17 protein-coding genes are annotated in these 16,506 nt (G+C 59.9%); 8 read left to right on the top strand and 9 right to left on the bottom strand.

What is annotated here, in order from left to right; translation table 11 throughout:
- Positions 1-3 precede the first annotated feature (3 nt).
- The 5 genes from JZX88_RS09265 to JZX88_RS09245 are packed head-to-tail and all read left to right on the top strand — an operon-like array spanning position 4 to position 2,252.
- On the top strand, positions 4-504 hold the full coding sequence (locus tag JZX88_RS09265; protein WP_206913345.1) for an ureidoglycolate lyase: 501 nt from the start codon (positions 4-6) through the stop codon (positions 502-504).
- Positions 501-857: a hydroxyisourate hydrolase gene (gene uraH, locus JZX88_RS09260; RefSeq protein WP_206913344.1), complete on the top strand. Its 357-nt coding sequence runs from the start codon at positions 501-503 to the stop codon at positions 855-857. Before JZX88_RS09265 ends, uraH begins: the two co-directional genes overlap by 4 nt.
- Positions 858-862: 5 nt before the next feature.
- Positions 863-1,612, top strand: a complete 750-nt coding sequence (locus JZX88_RS09255; protein WP_206913343.1) for a metallophosphoesterase — start codon at positions 863-865, stop codon at positions 1,610-1,612.
- A 52-nt stretch (positions 1,613-1,664) separates the two neighbouring features.
- On the top strand, positions 1,665-1,916 hold the full coding sequence (locus JZX88_RS09250; RefSeq protein ID WP_174030079.1) for a type II toxin-antitoxin system Phd/YefM family antitoxin: 252 nt from the start codon (positions 1,665-1,667) through the stop codon (positions 1,914-1,916).
- Positions 1,917-1,967: 51 nt separating this feature from the next.
- On the top strand, positions 1,968-2,252 hold the full coding sequence (locus JZX88_RS09245; protein ID WP_210347428.1) for a Txe/YoeB family addiction module toxin: 285 nt from the start codon (positions 1,968-1,970) through the stop codon (positions 2,250-2,252).
- Between the two features lie 3 nt (positions 2,253-2,255).
- On the opposite strand, the gene JZX88_RS09240 is transcribed toward JZX88_RS09245, so the two are convergent.
- Complete coding sequence (locus JZX88_RS09240) at positions 2,256-3,524, bottom strand: D-alanyl-D-alanine carboxypeptidase (RefSeq protein WP_206913526.1); 1,269 nt, start codon at positions 3,522-3,524, stop codon at positions 2,256-2,258.
- 191 nt (positions 3,525-3,715) lie between these two features.
- Here JZX88_RS09240 and JZX88_RS09235 point away from each other — a divergent pair, with 191 nt between their 5' ends.
- The gene (locus tag JZX88_RS09235; RefSeq protein ID WP_206913342.1) at positions 3,716-4,300 is read left to right on the top strand and encodes a TetR/AcrR family transcriptional regulator; all 585 of its coding nucleotides are present in this window, start codon (positions 3,716-3,718) and stop codon (positions 4,298-4,300) included.
- Positions 4,297-4,641 (top strand): multidrug efflux SMR transporter, encoded by a 345-nt coding sequence (locus JZX88_RS09230; RefSeq protein WP_142840444.1) that lies wholly within the window; start codon positions 4,297-4,299, stop codon positions 4,639-4,641. Before JZX88_RS09235 ends, JZX88_RS09230 begins: the two co-directional genes overlap by 4 nt.
- Before the next feature lie 213 nt (positions 4,642-4,854).
- Here the strand turns inward: JZX88_RS09230 and JZX88_RS09225 are convergent, their stop codons facing one another.
- The 4 genes from JZX88_RS09225 to puuD all read right to left on the bottom strand — a co-directional run bounded on the left by JZX88_RS09225 (position 4,855) and on the right by puuD (position 9,662).
- The gene (locus tag JZX88_RS09225; RefSeq protein WP_206913341.1) at positions 4,855-5,988 is read right to left on the bottom strand and encodes an alpha-hydroxy acid oxidase; all 1,134 of its coding nucleotides are present in this window, start codon (positions 5,986-5,988) and stop codon (positions 4,855-4,857) included.
- 80 nt (positions 5,989-6,068) lie between these two features.
- A complete protein-coding gene (locus tag JZX88_RS09220) occupies positions 6,069-6,788 on the bottom strand; it encodes a sulfite exporter TauE/SafE family protein (protein ID WP_206913525.1) in 720 nt (239 codons plus the stop codon).
- A gap of 304 nt (positions 6,789-7,092) precedes the next feature.
- Positions 7,093-8,403 (bottom strand): guanine deaminase, encoded by a 1,311-nt coding sequence (guaD, locus tag JZX88_RS09215; RefSeq protein WP_206913340.1) that lies wholly within the window; start codon positions 8,401-8,403, stop codon positions 7,093-7,095.
- Complete coding sequence (puuD, locus tag JZX88_RS09210) at positions 8,400-9,662, bottom strand: urate hydroxylase PuuD (RefSeq protein ID WP_065113945.1); 1,263 nt, start codon at positions 9,660-9,662, stop codon at positions 8,400-8,402. The genes guaD and puuD overlap by 4 nt, the downstream gene beginning before the upstream one ends.
- Before the next feature lie 462 nt (positions 9,663-10,124).
- On the opposite strand from puuD, the gene JZX88_RS09205 reads away from it, so the two are divergent.
- A complete protein-coding gene (locus JZX88_RS09205; RefSeq protein WP_161991717.1) occupies positions 10,125-10,463 on the top strand; it encodes a hypothetical protein in 339 nt (112 codons plus the stop codon).
- On the opposite strand, the gene JZX88_RS09200 is transcribed toward JZX88_RS09205, so the two are convergent.
- From JZX88_RS09200 to xdhA, 4 genes are all read right to left on the bottom strand, one after another.
- Entirely contained in the window at positions 10,439-11,368 is a 930-nt protein-coding gene (locus JZX88_RS09200) for a LysR substrate-binding domain-containing protein (protein WP_110756164.1), read from the bottom strand. The two genes, JZX88_RS09205 and JZX88_RS09200, sit on opposite strands and share 25 nt — an antisense overlap.
- A 237-nt stretch (positions 11,369-11,605) precedes the next feature.
- Positions 11,606-12,460 carry a xanthine dehydrogenase accessory protein XdhC gene (gene xdhC / locus JZX88_RS09195; RefSeq protein ID WP_206913339.1) on the bottom strand — a complete coding sequence of 285 codons (855 nt, stop codon included), beginning with the start codon at positions 12,458-12,460 and terminating at the stop codon, positions 11,606-11,608.
- A 30-nt stretch (positions 12,461-12,490) separates the two neighbouring features.
- Positions 12,491-14,824, bottom strand: a complete 2,334-nt coding sequence (gene xdhB / locus JZX88_RS09190; protein ID WP_206913337.1) for a xanthine dehydrogenase molybdopterin binding subunit — start codon at positions 14,822-14,824, stop codon at positions 12,491-12,493.
- Positions 14,825-15,018: 194 nt separating this feature from the next.
- On the bottom strand, positions 15,019-16,488 hold the full coding sequence (xdhA, locus tag JZX88_RS09185) for a xanthine dehydrogenase small subunit (RefSeq protein WP_206913336.1): 1,470 nt from the start codon (positions 16,486-16,488) through the stop codon (positions 15,019-15,021).
- Positions 16,489-16,506: the final 18 nt, after the last annotated feature.

The raw sequence follows: 16,506 nt of genomic DNA, 5'->3' as shown, positions 1-16,506 counted from the left end.
CATTTGACTGATTTTCTCGACATAAAGCCCCTCACCAAAGAGGCATTCGCATCCTTCGGCGATGTGATCGAAGCAACGCCTTCTTCCATGCGGCACATCAATGGCGGCCAAACCGAGCGGCACCATGCGCTTGCCGCACCCGAGGTGGCGGGCGAGGGTGCACGTATCATCCTCAATATTTTCCGGGGGCAGCCGCGGGTATTCCCGCATAACATCGAGATGATGGAGCGGCATCCGCTTGGCAGCCAGAGTTTTTCGCCGCTGTCCGGCAGGCCTTTCCTCGTCGTCGTTGCGGAAGATGACGGAGGTCGTCCGGCGCGGCCGCAGGTATTTCTGGCGCGCGGGGATCAGGGTGTGAATTACCGCCGCAATGTCTGGCATTATCCGCTGATGCCGTTGCAGGCGGTCTCTGATTTTCTGGTTGCCGACCGCGAAGGGCCGGGCAACAATCTGGAAGAGTATTTTTTCGATGAGCCCTTCATGATCGCGGAGCCAAAGCCATGACCGGTCTGACCACCCATGTTCTCGACGCCGCCCATGGCGTGCCGGCTGAGGGGCTGACGATCGAGCTTTACCGGCTCTCCGGCGATCGCCGCGAGAAGCTGAAGACGGTGAAGACCAATGGTGACGGCCGGGTGGATGGCGGGCCGCTGCTGGTCGGAGAGAGTTTCAAGGCCGGCGAATATGAGCTGGTTTTCCATGCCGGCGATTATCTGCGTAGCAGGGGCGTTGTGCTGCCGGAACCGGCCTTTCTCGATATTATCCCGATCCGCTTCGGCATTGCCGATGAGAGCGGCCACTATCATGTGCCGCTGCTGCTTTCGCCCTATAGCTATTCCACCTATCGAGGAAGCTGATTGCCATGATCTTTGCCGCCATTGCCGATATTCACGGAAACTGCGCTGCGCTTGAAGCCGTGCTTGAGGATATCGCCAGGCTTGGCATCAAGGATATCGTCAATCTCGGTGATTGTTTCAGCGGGCCGCTGGAGGCGGGTTTCACCGGTGATGTGCTGGTCGGCAACTGGATTCCCAGCATTCGCGGCAATCACGACCGGGAACTGATCGAGCGGGCGCCGGAGGATATGGGCAGCTGGGAAAGGCCGGCCCATGCGCAGATGACTGCCGCGCATCTGGACTGGCTGCAAACCCTGCCTTTCAGCATGGTATTCAAGGACGTTGCCTATTGCTGCCACGGCTCGCCGCTCGGCGATCTCGACTATTGGCTGGAAACGCTTTCACCGGAAGGTGTGCTGAAACTGCGGCCGCTCGCCGAAATCGAGGCGAGGGCGGAAGGTATAACGCAGCCGCTGATGCTGTGCGGCCATACCCATATTCCCCGCGCGGTGCAGCTTTCCGATGGCCGGCTGATCGTCAATCCGGGCAGCGTCGGCTGCCCCGGCTGGAAGGACGATACGCCCTTCGACCATCACGTCGAGGCCGGTCATCCGCTTGCCAGCTATGCGGTGCTGGAAGAAACCGGGCGCGGCTGGCAGGTCTATTTCAGGAATATCCGCTACGACAATCTGGCCATGGCAGAGATGGCGCGGGTCAACGGCATTCCGTATCTGGCGGATGCTCTGGAGAATGGCTGGCTTCGCAAGCGGACTTGAATTGTTCAGGTAGTTGTACTATTTATTGTACAACTCTTGTCGAGGTTCATCCATGCGTACCGTTATGTTTTCAAAAGCACGCGAATCCCTTGCATCGCTTCTGGACGAAGTATCGCAAGACCGTGTGACCGTGGAAATCGTGCGGCGCGACAAGCCGTCCGCCGTTCTTATCGATAAGGACGAATATGAAGGCTTGATGGAAACCTTGCATCTCTGCTCGTCACCTGAGAATTTCGCCAGACTTAGAAAGTCGATGTCCGACGTGGATGGCGGCGTTTTCGAAAGCCACGATCTGATCGACTGATTTTTCAAACCCATCGCGCATGCGTGCGAGCTTCCATCAGGAGAAACTCTCATGCAGCAAAAGGGCTCGATTGCTCTCGGCTGGAGCCACGAAGGCTGGGAAGACTATCTTCACTGGCAGAAATACGATCGAAAGATGCTGGAACGCATCAACGAACTCATAAAAGACTGCCGGCGGCATCCATTCGAGGGCATCGGAAAACCTGAGCCGCTGCGTTTCCAGTTGAAGGGCCTCTGGTCACGCCGGATCTCGCAGGAGCATCGCCTTGTTTATGAGCTTCGCGGCGAAGGTGAAAAGGCAGTACTGATCATTCATCAATGCCGTTTCCACTATTGATCTTCACCCCTCGCTGTTCATCACCACGCAGGCGTAGGACTGCGCCTTCAGTTCCTTGCAGGCGGAAACCGCCGAAGACTGGTCTTCAAAGCCGGTGAAGCGGGCGCGGTAGAGCGTTGCCGAGCCGCTTTGCACCGCTTCGGTATAGGGGGCGATCCCGGCATAGCTGCCGATGTTGGAGCGCGCGTTGGCGAGCAGCGAGCGGGCGGCGGCTTCGCTATCGGCGGCGGCGATCTGCACTTCCCAGCGGCTTCTCTGGCCGGCGGGCTGGCCAACGGCGGCAGCGGGGGCGCGTCTCGGAATGGCGGAAACCTGGATCATGTCGGCCATCTGGTTGTTGGCCGTGGCGATCTGCATGGCGACCGGGTCGGAGCGGCGTTCCGCGAACATGGGGAGCGGTACGGCAGCGGGCGGCACATCGAAGGTGCGGCTGACATTGGCGCTGGCGACGAGCTGTTCGGTGTTGCGGCTTCTCGATGCCTGCGGCACGGCCTTGTCGAGAAGGGCCGCCATCTGGGCATCACGGCTGCGCGCGGTCTTGCCGCCCAGCACGACGCCGACGACACGGCGGCCATTATGGTTGATGGCGCTGACGAGGTTGAAACCGGAGGCATTGGTGTAGCCGGTCTTGATGCCGTCCATGCCCTGATAACGATACATCAGATTATTGTGGCCACGAATCCGTTTTCCCCGGAAACTGAAGGATTCCATGGCAAACAGGCCGTATTCCTTGGGAAAGTCGCGCTGCAGCGCAAGGCCGAGCTTCGCCATGTCGCGCGCCGTCGTCACCTGCGATTTGCTGGGCAGGCCAGAGGCGTTGCGGAACACCGTCTTCGTCATGCCCAGTTGGCGGGCCTTGCGGGTCATCATCTCGGCGAACCTTGCCTCGGAGCCGCCGAGGTGATCGCCCATGCCTTCCGCCATGTCATTGGCGGATTTGACGATCATGCCATAAACGGCTTCGCGCACGGTGAAGGTCTGGCCCTGGCGCACATAAAGCTTGGAGGGGATGACGGCTGCACCATTTTTGGACATCTTTATCTTCTGGTCCCAGCGAATCCGGCCGGCATGCAGCGCCTCGAAGGTCAGGTACAGCGTCATCATCTTGGTGAGCGAAGCGGGGTGGTTCAGCACATCGGCATTGCGGGACGCCAGAACCTTGCCGGTATTGGCATCCATGATGAAATGGGCGTAGCCGGCCTGCGCGGGCGATGCCTGCAATGAGAGGATCGCGCAAAAGAAGGCGAGCGCGAAGACCCATGTTCCCGCCATTCCCCGTTTGACCGTTCCCGACATAATCCGCCCCTTTTGTTTGATCGCCGCCGTTGATTTCAAGTTTTACTGACACTTTCCGGCAACAAAACCGCTAAAACTTTAGAGATTGCTTTCATGCTTAATTAAGTATGAATTTCAACCCGCTGGCGGCCCTCACAATTTCCTTGAAAAGAAACCGACCATCCGGTATGTTTTTCGGCATGACAAATGCTCATGAACGAAAGAAACAGCCCGAGATCGTGCGTCGCAGCCTCCTTGACTGCGCGGCGAAACTTGCTGCCGATCAGGGCGTTGCGGCACTTTCCATACAGGCTGTGGCCGATGCGGCCGGGGTGACGAAGGGTGGGCTGTTCCACCATTTTCCCTCCAAGCAGGCCTTGCTGGAGGCCGTCATGGCTGACCTTCTTTCGGCGCTGGACGCGGAAATAGATGCGCTCATCTCACAGGATTGTGAAGCTTACGGATGCTTCACGCGAGCCTATGTGAAGGCGGTTTTCGATGATCGTGACCGGGATTCGGGCAGGCAATGGGCGGCGATCTCGGTTTCCATGGTCGGTGAGCCGTCGCTTCGGCGCATGTGGACCAGCTGGGTCGAGGGACGTCTTGCCCGTCATAAAGATACGGATGACGGGGTGGTACTGGAAACGGTGCGGCTTGCGGCTGATGGCATCTGGTTTGCCGATCTTCTGGCCGATGATGGCAGGGCAGGTGGCGACAGGGCGGCTCTCAAGGCCCGGATGATCGCCCAGACGACAAAGGAAACGCAACGATGAACGCGGCACTTTTCACCTATGGGGCGCTTGTCGCGGCTATTATCTGCGAGGTCATCGCGACCTCATTCCTGCAGCAGTCGCAGCAATTCACAAGGTGGCTGCCGACGGTGCTGATGGCGGTGTTTTACGGCGCGGCCTTTTATCTGCTGTCGTTCACGCTGCGCGTCATCCCTGTCGGCGTTGCCTATGCGATCTGGAGCGGGCTCGGCATCGTGCTGATTTCCGGCATCGGTTATTTCGTGTTCCGCCAGACGCTGGATATTGCCGCCATTATCGGTCTCGGTTTCATCATCACCGGTGTGGTGATCGTGAATGTGTTTTCGAAGACCGTGGGGCATTGAGACTGGTTGCTGAGGTCGTTCGCGAGGGCAAGATCCGCACGACGTCACACCGGACTTGGATACCGGGGTCCAGCGCGATCAAGTCCTTGATCGCGGGAGAGTCCTTTCACGGCGCAGACGCGCCGTGGCTGGATGCCGGATCAAGTCCGGCATGACGGCAGAGAACGGAGCGGCCTCCGACGCATCTCCGAAGCACCTTCTGCCTCGTCACCATCACGCCAGAATGCTGCGATCCACATCCGTGATCAGCCTTTTGCCGCAAAGCGCCATGCTGATATCCATCTCCTTGCGGATGATTTCGAGCGCCGTCGTCACGCCCTGCTTTCCATCAGCGCCGAGGCCGTAGAGGAAGGGGCGGCCGATATAGGTGCCTTTGGCGCCCAGCGCCACGGCTTTCAGCACGTCCTGACCGGAGCGAATGCCGCCATCCATGTGCACCTCAACCCTGTCGCCGACGGCATCGACGATTTTCGGCAGCATGGCGATGGAGGAATGGGCGCCATCGAGCTGGCGGCCGCCATGGTTGGAGACGATGATGGCGTCGGCGCCTGTGTCGAGCGAGGCGCGTGCATCTTCTTCGTCAAGAATGCCCTTGAGGATCAGCTTGCCGCCCCAGCGTTCCTTGATCCATTCGACATCCTTCCAGGACAGGCGCGGATCGAATTGTTCCGCCGTCCAGGAGGAGAGCGATGACAGGTCTGAGACGTTTTTGGCATGGCCGACAATATTGCCGAAGCTGCGGCGCTTGGTGCGAGCCATGTCCAGGCACCATCGCGGCCGGGTCGCCATCTGCCAGATGTGCTTCGGCGTGAATTTCGGCGGTGCCGACAGGCCGTTGCGAAGGTCCTTGTGACGCTGGCCGAGGATTTGCAGATCGAGCGTCAGCACCAGCGCCGAGCATCCGGCGGCCTTGGCGCGGTCGATCAGATTATTGACGAAGTCCCGATCCTTCATCACGTAAAGCTGGAACCAGAAGGGTTTCGAGGTGACCGAGGCGACATCCTCGATGGAGCAGATGCTCATGGTGGAGAGCGTGAAGGGCACGCCGAATTCCTCCGCCGCTTTTGCGGCCAGCATTTCGCCATCGGCGTGCTGCATGCCGGTGAGCCCGGTGGGGGAGAGTGCGACCGGCATCGAAACCTTCTCGCCGACCATTTCGGTGGCCAGCGACCGGTCGGTCATATCCACCAGCACGCGCTGGCGCAGCTTTATCTTGGCGAAATCATCCTCATTGGCGCGGTAGGTGCTTTCCGTCCACGCGCCGCTATCGGCATAGTCGAAAAACATTTTTGGCACACGGCGCTGAGCCTGTTGCTTCAGGTCCGCTATGGTCAGGATTTTGCCCATGGATAAAGCCTTCACATTTGAATGATGGCTTCACATAACATGAATGTGGCGGCCACGACATCAAAATCGACGGATTTCCATCACCAGAATGCCCGCAAAAACAGCTCGGTTCCCAGTATGAGCAGGCAGATGAGAAACCAGCGCCGGAATGTCGCCGGGCTGACGATGGTACGGATTTTCTGGCCAAGCCACATTCCGGCAAGGGCCGGCAGCACGGCCAGCGCGGAAAGCGACAGATGCTCGACGTGAAAGGCATTCTGGGAGGCGAGGCCGGCGGCGAGCGCGACGGTGGAGACCGTGAAGGAAAGGCCGAGCGCCTGCACGAGATCATCCCGGCTGAAACCGAGCGACTGGATATAAGGCACGGCTGGCACGACGAAAATTCCGGTGCCGCCGGTCAACAGGCCGGTTGCGAGCCCCATGACCGGGGAGAGTTTCGGTTCCAGCCCGGCCGGAATCGAGACGGGTCTGGCAAGCAGGCTGTAGGCCGCGTAAGCAGCAAGGCACAGGCCGAGCGCCGAGGTGGTCCAGATGCCGGTGCCTGATGTCATCAGCCGGATGCCGATGAGGGTGCCGAGCGCAATGGCGATCATCATCGGCCACAGCCGCTTCACGATAGCCCGGAAATCCGGCCCGGCCAGCAATTGCCAGATATTGGTGATGAAGGAGGGCAAAATGAGCAGGCCGGCGGCGATGACCGGCGGCATAAAGAGGCCGAGCACGCCCATGGCAACGGTGGGCAGTCCCATGCCGGTCACGCCCTTGACGATGCCTGCGATGATGAAGGTCGCGAGGATCATGAGCATGGTGGTTGTGTCTAGATTCGGCACGGGGCACTCCAGAGGTCATTCGCATTTCGGCCGGGGTGGTACCAGCCAGTCATAGAAAGCGAGCGCGCGCCTCTTTTTTCTTCTCCCCGAGGGGGAGAAGTCCGCGGCAGCGGGATGAGGGGGCAAGCTCTCCGAAATCCGGCGACGTTGCCCCCTCATCCGACCCTTCGGGCCACCTTCTCCCCCCTCGGGGAGAAGAAAGACGCGGCACCCGCCGATCCAATATATGACTGTGTAAGTGAGTCGGCGGCTTTATGTTTCGGCCCCAACCGAACTATGCCAGCACGCTCTTCATCGCCTTGCCGGCCACATAGGTTTCCACCACGGTGCGGTCATCGCCCATGGTCAGCATCAGGAACAGTTCTTCCGTCAGGCTTTTCACCACTTCCATTTTCAGGGCCATGGCGGGTGTCGAGGAGGCGTTCAGCACGGTGATGTCGGCGTCCGTGCCGGCGTCGAGCGTGCCGATGCGGTCGACCATGGAAAGCGCTTCGGCATTACCGCGGGTCATCAGATACCAGCTTTCCAGCGGGTTCAGGCGCTCGCCCAGCAATTGCTGGATCTTGTAGGCTTCATCCATGGTGCGCAGCATGGAATAGCTGGAGCCACCGCCTATATCGGTCGCGACCGCGATCCGCACCGGCTTTTCGCGCCGCTGCAGCTTTTTCATCGGGAAGAGGCCGGAGCCGATGAAGAGGTTCGAGGTGGGGCAATGTACGGCCACCGCGCCGGTTTCCGACAGCACGTCCGCTTCGCGCTCCGAGAGGTGGATGGCGTGGCCGAGCAGGGTCTTGTTGCCCATCAGGCCGTAACGCACATAGATATCGGTATAGTCGGTCGCTTCGGGGTAAAGCTCGCAGGTGTATTTGATCTCGTCCAGATTTTCGGAGAGATGCGTCTGGATGAAAAGATCGGGGAATTCCTGCGCCAGCGCCTGGGCGGCCTCCATCTGCTTCGGGGTGGAGGTTATGGCGAAGCGCGGTGTTATGGCGACGTGGTTGCGGCCCTTGCCGTGCCAGTCGGCAATCACCTGGCGCGTCTCGTCATAGGAGGTTTCCGGCGTGTCCAGCAGGCCCTGCGGGGCGTTGCGGTCCATCATCACCTTGCCGCCCACCATCAGCATGTTGCGCTTCATGGCCTCAGTGAAAAAGGCGTCGGCGGAGGTCTTGTGCACCGAGCAATAGGCAGCGGCCGTGGTGGTGCCGTGGCGCAGCAGCTCGTCGTAAAAATGCGTGGCGATGCGCTGGGCATGGGCGCTTTCGACGAAGCGGCATTCTTCCGGGAAGGTATAGGTATTCAGCCATTCCAGCAGGTTGGCGGCATAGGAGCCGATAACCTGCATCTGCGGGAAATGCAGGTGCATGTCGATGAGGCCGGGCACGATGAGATACGGCCGGTGATCCTTTTCCTCGACGTCTTCGGGGGCTTGCTTGCGGATATCGGCATAATCGCCGATGGCGGCGATCCTGCCGTTTTCGATCAGCAGGCCGCCATCTTCGATATAGAGATAGCTTTGCGTATCGTCGATTGCGAGCGGCGCGCGGCGGAAGCTCAGCAGGCGGCCACGCAGCAGAACCATGCTCATTCAGTCTTTCCTTCGGCTTTTCCAGCCCCGGAAACCGCACTTTCATACCATGCGGTCAGCACCTTGCGCTCATCCGGGGTGATGGCGGTGATGTTGCCGGGAGGCATGGCATGGCTGCGGCCGGCTTGCAAATAGATTTCGCGCGCATGGGCGGCGATCTGTTCGTCGGTTTCGAGCTTCACCGATTTCGGCGTGAAGGGCACGCCTTCCCACACCGGCTCGGCCGCATGGCACATGGAACAGCGACCCTGAACCACATCACGCGCCTTGGTGAAATGAGCGTCGCTGACGAATTGCTGCTGCATGGGGGAGAGGGTGGCGGCCTTCTGCTCCTCCTCGCCGGTCAGCACTTTCGGCACGGTGGAAAGCCACATGATGACGATGAAGATGAGGGCGGTGAGAAGCCAGGTCCATGTCGGTTTGCCCTTGCGGGCATGCGTGGTGTTGAACCAGTGGCGGATGGTGACGCCCATCAGGAAGACAAGTGCCGCAATGATCCAGTTGAACTCGGTCGCGAAAGCCAGCGGGTAATGGTTCGACAGCATGAAGAAGATGACGGGCAGCGTCAGGTAGTTGTTGTGCAGTGAACGCTGTTTGGCGATGCGGCCATATTTCGGGTCCGGCGTGCGCCCGGCAATCAGGTCTGCGACGACGATCTTCTGGTTCGGAATGATGATGAAAAATACATTCGCCGACATGATGGTGGCGGTAAACGCGCCGAGATGCAGGAAGGCGGCACGCCCGGTGAAGACCTGCGTATAACCCCATGCCATTGCCACCAGCGCGACGTAAAGCACGATCATCAGGCCCCAGGTATTGTTGCCGAGTGGCGATTTACAGAGGAAATCATAAAACAGCCAGCCGATGGCCAGCGATGCCAGCGACAGACAGATGGCCTGGAACTGGGTGAGATCAAGCACGGAATGGTCGATGAGGAAGAGGTCCGCACCGCCATAATAAACGATGCAGAGCATGGCGAAACCGGAAAGCCAGGTGACGTAGCTTTCCCATTTGAACCATGTCAGGTGTTCGGGCATCTGGGCAGGCGCAACCAGATATTTCTGGATGTGGTAAAAACCGCCGCCATGCACCTGCCACTCCTCGCCATAAGCCCCCGGCGGCAGATGCGCCCGTTTGACCAGCCCGAGATCGAGCGCGATGAAATAGAAGGACGAGCCGATCCAGGCGATGGCGGTGATGACGTGGAGCCAGCGGACGGCAAAGGCCATCCATTCCCACGCAATGGCGTATTCGTACATGCGGTTCCCCTGATCCTTGTGCAGCGCACCTTGCGAGAAATTTGACCGTTAGGAAAGGGAAAAGCAGCGCTCCGAGGGTGATTGTTCACAATCCGATGGTCTTGTGTTCACAACCCGGCTCGGGCCGCGAGCGGACCGCCGCAGGCCCGGTAAAGTTGCAATGTGTGCTTCCTGCCGCATAGTTTGTGCTTAGCTGGCTAACGCGACTCAGCTATTATCCTGTGAGCGGCCCGCCAATGTGCTAAAATATAGGGCTGCGGAGCTTTTAAAGCTCCCATGACATGTTTCGCTGGCGGTTATTCCGAAAGCGGGTGCTGCGAACCCTGTGGCGGGGCAGATCAGGGGCAGGTGTCGCAGTTTCCGGTGCCGTTGTGTCCGGGTGCGTGTTGATGTGTGGAATTTGAATGAAGGGACGCAATGACCTTCCGGCAGCCGCCGTTGTTTTCAACGGAGACCATGCCGATGCGCCTTGTTCTGACGGTCCTCTTCTTATTTCTGGCGTTCACCGCCACGGCACTTGCCCATGAATCCCACAAGGGGTTCAAATATGAAAGCTACTGCTGCAATGGCGATGCCCAGACGGGCGACTGCCAGATGATCCCCACGCGCAGCGTTCGTGTCACACCTGATGGTTATGAGGTTTCGCTCGCCCCCGGCGATCATCGCATGGTGACGCGGCGCCACACGTTCAACTGGTCGCAGAGCGAGGCAAGACGGTCGGAGGACGGCGAATATCATCTCTGCCTGTTTCCGGATGAGGATACGCCGCGCTGTTTTTATGCGCCGGACATGGGGTATTGATGGGGCTGCTGCGGTCGGCTTTCCTCGATCCGCTTCAGTATCCAGTCGCGAAACAGTTTGATCTTGCGGATGTTCCGGCGGTTTTCGGGATAGACAAGCCAGTAGTTCTTGCCTTCGCTGCTGAGATGTTCGAAGGGTTGGTACAGGCGGCCGAGCGCGATTTCATCGGCGTAGAGTTCAGGGGTGAGCATGGCCACACCCTGACCGGCGATCGCCGCTGCGGCTTCAAAAGCCTGCACGTTGAGGCGGCTGCGCGGATAACGCTCCAGATCAGGATTTTCGATGCCGACTTCCCGGAACCATTGGCTCCACCACACGTCACCGGGATCGATGATACGCAGGCGAAGAAGGTCTTCGGGCGTCTTCAAACCATCTATGCTTTGCGCAAGATCGGGATGCAGCATCGGCGTGTAAACACCGCGAAGCAGCCGATGATAGGTCAATCCCTTGCCGTCGTCGCGGCTCCAGCGAATGGCGACATCGCAGTCCGATTGGTTGAAATCGATCAGTGTGCCCGATGTTTCCAGTCTGACGGCGATGGAGGGATGTTCAAGCTGGAAGGCCCCCAGATGTCGCGACAGCCAGCGTGATGCGAAGGTGGCCGTGGAATGTATGGTCAGGGTGGCATCCGGCGTGTCGCGCACACTGTCGACGGCCTCCCGCAGCGTATTGAAGGCGTCGGCAACCTTGGGCGCCAGTTTTTCCCCCGCCTCCGTCAGCGATACCTGCCGTGCCGTGCGCAGGAAAAGCGGCTCGCCAATATTCTCCTCCAGCAGCTTCACCTGATAGCTCACCGCCGTCTGCGTCATGCCCAGCTCTTCGCCGGCCCTGGTGAAGCTCAGATGCCTTGCGGCGGCATCGAAGACGCGCAGGGCATTGAGGGGGAACTGGCGAGACATCTTCATGGATAAGTTCTCTTTATGCCAAAGGCCAAAGGTTTCATTGGTTTTTCTCCGGAAACCAGAGCATTTTTAGCCCAATTCATCAACTGAGCTTCTGACATTTTTGAATGGAGACGAACATGCGCACAGCACTTTTGCGCGCGTGGTCCCGCCTGCGTGCGGGCCTGCGGACAGCGGAACGATTTACCCTTGAAAGTCTTGCACCGGACAATCTGGCGGATGAAAGCCTGCCGGATGGGCTCAGGCGTGATCTTGGCCTTGAGGATGGGCGTGTCGATTTTCGTTGCGACGGATTTCGGCAACGAAAAATGCTTGCAGCAACTCGGCTGCCACAAGGGCCGCTATGACGGCGGGGCGTTTGTCTCTCACGCTTGTGCCGCCGATGGGCAGGGTGAGCTTTGCAAGGCGGGAAGGGGGCTCACCTTCCCGTTCCAGCCAATGGGCGAAGGTGGCGCGTTTGGTCTTCGAACCAATCATGCCGACATAAGCGAGATCGTTGCGGGCAAGCGCTTCCTTCGCAATCAGGAAATCGAGCGCGTGATCGTGGGTGACGATGATGGCCGCGCCGTTTGCCGGGATTTTCGGAACGAATGCTTCCGGCATGGGGGTCAGTATGGACGCCACCACTGAGGGAAGATCGCGCAGTTCGCTTTCACGGGTTTCCACCACCGTCAGGGTCAGGGGTAGCAGCGACAGGGCATCTGCCAGTGCCTTGCCGACATGACCTGCGCCAAAAATGAACACGGCGGGCTGCTGCTCGGCCTCGCCCTTCAGCCGCGCCTCAAGCCCGGCGGCGATCTCTGCCGTTATCCGCCGGAAGCGGATAAGGGTGCGACCGCCGCAGCACTGGCCTATTTCCGGGCCTAGCGGAATATCCATCCGGTCTTCGGCAGCACCTGTTCGCAGCATGGCGCGGGCGTGGTCTATCGCCATATATTCGAACTGTCCGCCGCCGATGGTTTCCCACAAGTCAGCCTGTGAGACCAGCATGAAGGTGCCGGCCTCACGCGGGGATGAGCCTTTCACTGCCTCGATTTCGACGAGGATTGCGGGGGCAGGGCGGGCGAGGAAATCGGAGAGGGAGGCGTCAGGCATTGGGGCTCGGCCACATGGATACGCCCTCCCTCAAACCTTCTTCAACCGTTCCACCGCCATCAGCACCCGCTCCGGCGTTGCCGGCGCATCGAGGCGCGGGCAGACCTTGTAATCGGCGACGGAGGCGACGGCCATGGAGAGGGCTTCGAGAACAGAGATCGCCAGCATGAAGGGCGGTTCGCCCACGGCCTTGGAACGGCCGATGGTGGGCTCGGCATTTTCCGCCCATTCCGCCAGCTTGACGTTAAAGCTCTTCGGTCGGTCGGAGGCGAGCGGGATCTTGTAGGTGGAAGGTGCGTGGGTGCGCAGCCGCCCCTTGCCGTCCCACCACAATTCCTCCGTGGTCAGCCAGCCCATGCCCTGCACGAAGGCGCCCTCGATCTGGCCGATATCGATGGCCGGGTTCAGCGATTTACCGACATCATGCAGGATATCGGTGCGTTCCATCAGGTATTCGCCGGTCAGCGTATCGATCGATACTTCCGAGCAGGCCGCGCCATAGGCGAAATAATAAAACGGCGTGCCACGGCCGGCGGCGCGGTCCCAGTGGATTTTCGGCGTCTTGTAAAAACCGGCGGCGGAAAGCTGCACGCGGGCGAAATAGGCCTTTTTGATGAAATCGTTGAAGGCGATTTCCTCAAGGCCGATGCGCACCCGGTTCGGCAGGAAGACGACTTCCTCTTCCGGCACGTTCCAGTTGTCAGTGGCGAATTTGACCAGCCTTTCACGGATTTGACGGGCGGCGTCATAGGCCGCCATGCCGTTAAGGTCCGTACCGGAGGAGGCGGCGGTGGCCGACGTGTTCGGCACCTTGCCCGTCGTCGTGGCTGTAATCTTCACCCTGTTGATATCCACCTGGAAGGCATCGGCCACCACCTGCGCCACTTTGGTGTAGAGGCCCTGGCCCATTTCGGTGCCGCCATGGTTCAGGTGAATGGAGCCGTCATTATAGATATGCACCAGCGCGCCCGCCTGATTGAACGCGGTCATGGTGAAGGAGATGCCGAATTTGACAGGGGTGAGCGCGATGCCCTTGCGGATGATCGGGCTGGTTTTGTTGAACTCGATGATGGCGTCGCGTCGTGCGCGGTAGTCACTGGAGGTTTCCAGCTCCTCGACGACACGGGCGATGATGTTGTCTTCGACTTCCTGATGATAGGGCGTCGTGGTGCGGCCGGAGCCGGTCTCGCCGTAGAAATTCAGCTTGCGGATATCGAGCGGGTCCTTGCCGACGGCATAGGCGATCTCCTCGATAAACCGTTCCGCGCCGAGCATGCCCTGCGGCCCGCCGAAACCGCGAAAGGCGGTGTTGGAGACGGTGTGGGTTTTCAGCGGCCGTGAGGTGAGATGCACATGCGGGTAGAAATAGCTGGAATCGGCATGAAACAGCGCGCGATCCGTGACCGGGCCTGACAGATCGGAGGAAAAACCGCAGCGTGCGGCGTAGGTGGCGTCGACGGTGTGGATGCGGCCTTCTTCATCGAAGCCCAACTCGTAATCGACGCGGAAATCATGGCGCTTGCCGGTGGCGCTCATGTCCTCGTCGCGGTCCGGGCGGATTTTCACAGCCCGGTTCAGCTTCTTGGCGGCGATGGCGCAGAGGGCGGCGAATTGGTTGCCCTGCGTTTCCTTGCCACCAAAGCCGCCGCCCATGCGGCGCACCTGCACCGTGACGGCATTGGACGGCACCTGCAGGATGTGGCTGACGATGTGCTGGATTTCGCTTGGATGCTGGGTGGAACTCCACAGTGTCACCTCGTCATCCTCGCCCGGCACGGCCATGGCGATGTGGCTTTCGAGATAAAAATGCTCCTGCCCGCCGATCCGCATCGTGCCGGTGAGACGACGCGGTGCGACATCCATTTCGATCTTCGCATCGCCGCGTTTCAGCGTCATCGGATCGATGACGAGCGCGCCGCCATTTTCAATCGCCGTATCGATATCGGTGAAATGCGGCAGGTCCTTATAGGTGATCTTTGCTTTGCGGGCCGCCTTTCTGGCGATATCGCGGGTTTCGGCAAAGACCGCGAAGATCGGCTGGCCGTGGAATTCGACCTTTGTCTCGGCCAGCAAAGGTTCGTCGTGGCGACCGCCGGAAGAGATGTCGTTTTCGCCGGGCACGTCCTTGGCAACCATCACCCAGAGCACGCCCGGTGTGGCTTCCACTTCGGAAAGGTCCATCGAGACGATTTCGGCATGCGCTCGGTCGGAAAGGCCGAGTGCGCCGTGAACGAGGCCGGCGGGCTCAGGGATATCATCGATATATTCGGCGCTGCCCGTCACGTGCTTGTGGGCGGAGTCGTGCCGAAGCGACCTGTGGATGGGGCCGTCGATTTCGGTCTTGTCGAAGCTTGTGGTGTCCATGGTTCAAGCTCCTTCTTGGTGAATTACGGCATATGAGAGCGATAATAGTCCCTCATTCCTGTGCTTGTCACAGGAATCCAGCCAGCCCAAGTCTTTGGGCTGAAAAGAGTCTTTCGCCGCGCAGACGCGCGTCGGCTGGATTCCTGTGACAAGCACAGGAATGAGGGAGGGTGTGGGTTTCGCCATCGCCATCATCACGCCTCCTCCAGCGAGAAACGGCTGAGTTCCTGCTTCTCCCCCGAAGTCTCAAGGAAGAACCGCGTCAGCAGGTTCTTGGCCGTCAATTGGCGATATTCGGCGGTGGCGCGCCAGTCGGTCAGCGGTGTGAAATCCTCGTCCAGCACATCGCGCGCCGCATCGATGGTTTCCTGCGACCACGCCTTGCCGAGAAGCGCCGCCTCCAGATGCGCGGCGCGTTTCGGCGTGCCGGCCATGCCGCCGAAGGCGATGCGGATGTCTTCTACCGCGCCATCGGCATCGAGCGTCAGGTTGAAGGCGCCGCAGAGCGCGGAAATATCCTCGTCGCGCCGTTTGGAAATCTTGTAGACGGCATAGCTGCTTTCCGGTTTCCGGAACGGAATGAAAAGCTTTTCGACGAATTCGCCGCTCAGCCGGTCCTGTTTGCCGTAATCGATGAAATAGCTTTCCAGCGGCAGGCTGCGGTTGCCGGAGGAGGATCGCAAGGTCAGCGTCGCCCCCAGTGCGATCAGCGCTGGCGGCGTGTCGCCGATGGGGGAGCCATTGGCAATATTGCCGCCGATGGTGCCCATATTGCGCACCTGCTCGCCGCCGAGGCGGTCGAACAGCCGGGCAAGCGGCGGAAAATGGTCTGCAATGGTCTTGAAGGCCTGGCTGTAGGTGACGCCGGCGCCGAGTGTCACGCCCTCCTCACCCACGGTGATGGTTTGCAGATCCCCGAGATTGTTGATGAAGATGACCGGGTTCAGCGCCCGCATCTGCTTCGTTACCCACAGGCCGACGTCGGTGGAGCCGGCAACGATGGTCGCTTTCGGTTCAGCAGCGTAAATCTCGGTCAGCTCGGCCAGTGTCGCCGGAATGATGGTGCGATCCTCGCCGTGGGTAACGGTGATCGTTTCATTGGCGCGGATCGCCCAGAGCCTTGCCATGATATCGGTGCGGTCGCGTTGCAGCGGGTCGAACAGGGCGCTCGGGCGGGCGGCGGCGATCTTTTCGGCGGCGCGGACAATCGGCTCATAACCCGTGCATCGACAGAGATTGCCTTGCAGCGCCTTTTCGATGTCGGCGCGGCCGGGATTTTCACTGGCAAGCCACAGGCCGTAAAGCGACATGATGAAGCCCGGCGTGCAGAAACCGCATTGCGACCCGTGGAAATCCACCATGGCCTGCTGCACGGGGTGCAGCGTGCCATCGCGCGCGGCCAGATGCTCCACCGTGACGATGTGGGTGCCGTGCAGCGAGCCCAGAAAACGGATACAGGCATTGACGCTTTCATAACGCAGCGAACCATCCAGCAGCCGTCCGACCAGCACCGTGCAGGCACCGCAGTCGCCTTCCGCACAGCCTTCCTTTGTCCCGGTCAACCGCTTGCTGATGCGGAGGTAATCGAGAAGCGTGTCCGTCGGTCCGAAATCCCTGAGCGAGATGGTTTCGCTGTTGAGGATGAAGCTGATCGCGTCTTTCATGCAATGCCTTGCTGTTTT

The sequence above is a fragment of the Agrobacterium sp. OT33 genome, from assembly GCF_017313365.1.
GTDB lineage: Bacteria > Pseudomonadota > Alphaproteobacteria > Rhizobiales > Rhizobiaceae > Agrobacterium > Agrobacterium rhizogenes_A.
This window is presented reverse-complemented; position numbering and strand designations above follow the sequence as displayed.

Bases quoted from the DNA above. Each gene is read 5' to 3' on its own strand.
- JZX88_RS09235 (WP_206913342.1), top strand. From the start codon at position 3,716: ATGTTTTTCGGCATGACAAATGCTCATGAACGAAAGAAACAGCCCGAG.
- puuD (WP_065113945.1), bottom strand. From the start codon at position 9,662: ATGTACGAATACGCCATTGCGTGGGAATGGATGGCCTTTGCCGTCCGC.
- guaD (WP_206913340.1), bottom strand. From the start codon at position 8,403: ATGAGCATGGTTCTGCTGCGTGGCCGCCTGCTGAGCTTCCGCCGCGCG.
- JZX88_RS09240 (WP_206913526.1), bottom strand. From the start codon at position 3,524: ATGGCGGGAACATGGGTCTTCGCGCTCGCCTTCTTTTGCGCGATCCTC.
- JZX88_RS09200 (WP_110756164.1), bottom strand. From the start codon at position 11,368: ATGAAGATGTCTCGCCAGTTCCCCCTCAATGCCCTGCGCGTCTTCGAT.
- JZX88_RS09220 (WP_206913525.1), bottom strand. From the start codon at position 6,788: ATGATCCTCGCGACCTTCATCATCGCAGGCATCGTCAAGGGCGTGACC.
- xdhC (WP_206913339.1), bottom strand. From the start codon at position 12,460: ATGCCTGACGCCTCCCTCTCCGATTTCCTCGCCCGCCCTGCCCCCGCA.
- JZX88_RS09245 (WP_210347428.1), top strand. From the start codon at position 1,968: ATGCAGCAAAAGGGCTCGATTGCTCTCGGCTGGAGCCACGAAGGCTGG.
- xdhA (WP_206913336.1), bottom strand. From the start codon at position 16,488: ATGAAAGACGCGATCAGCTTCATCCTCAACAGCGAAACCATCTCGCTC.
- JZX88_RS09255 (WP_206913343.1), top strand. From the start codon at position 863: ATGATCTTTGCCGCCATTGCCGATATTCACGGAAACTGCGCTGCGCTT.
- uraH (WP_206913344.1), top strand. From the start codon at position 501: ATGACCGGTCTGACCACCCATGTTCTCGACGCCGCCCATGGCGTGCCG.
- JZX88_RS09225 (WP_206913341.1), bottom strand. From the start codon at position 5,988: ATGGGCAAAATCCTGACCATAGCGGACCTGAAGCAACAGGCTCAGCGC.
- xdhB (WP_206913337.1), bottom strand. From the start codon at position 14,824: ATGGACACCACAAGCTTCGACAAGACCGAAATCGACGGCCCCATCCAC.
- JZX88_RS09250 (WP_174030079.1), top strand. From the start codon at position 1,665: ATGCGTACCGTTATGTTTTCAAAAGCACGCGAATCCCTTGCATCGCTT.
- JZX88_RS09205 (WP_161991717.1), top strand. From the start codon at position 10,125: ATGCGCCTTGTTCTGACGGTCCTCTTCTTATTTCTGGCGTTCACCGCC.
- JZX88_RS09230 (WP_142840444.1), top strand. From the start codon at position 4,297: ATGAACGCGGCACTTTTCACCTATGGGGCGCTTGTCGCGGCTATTATC.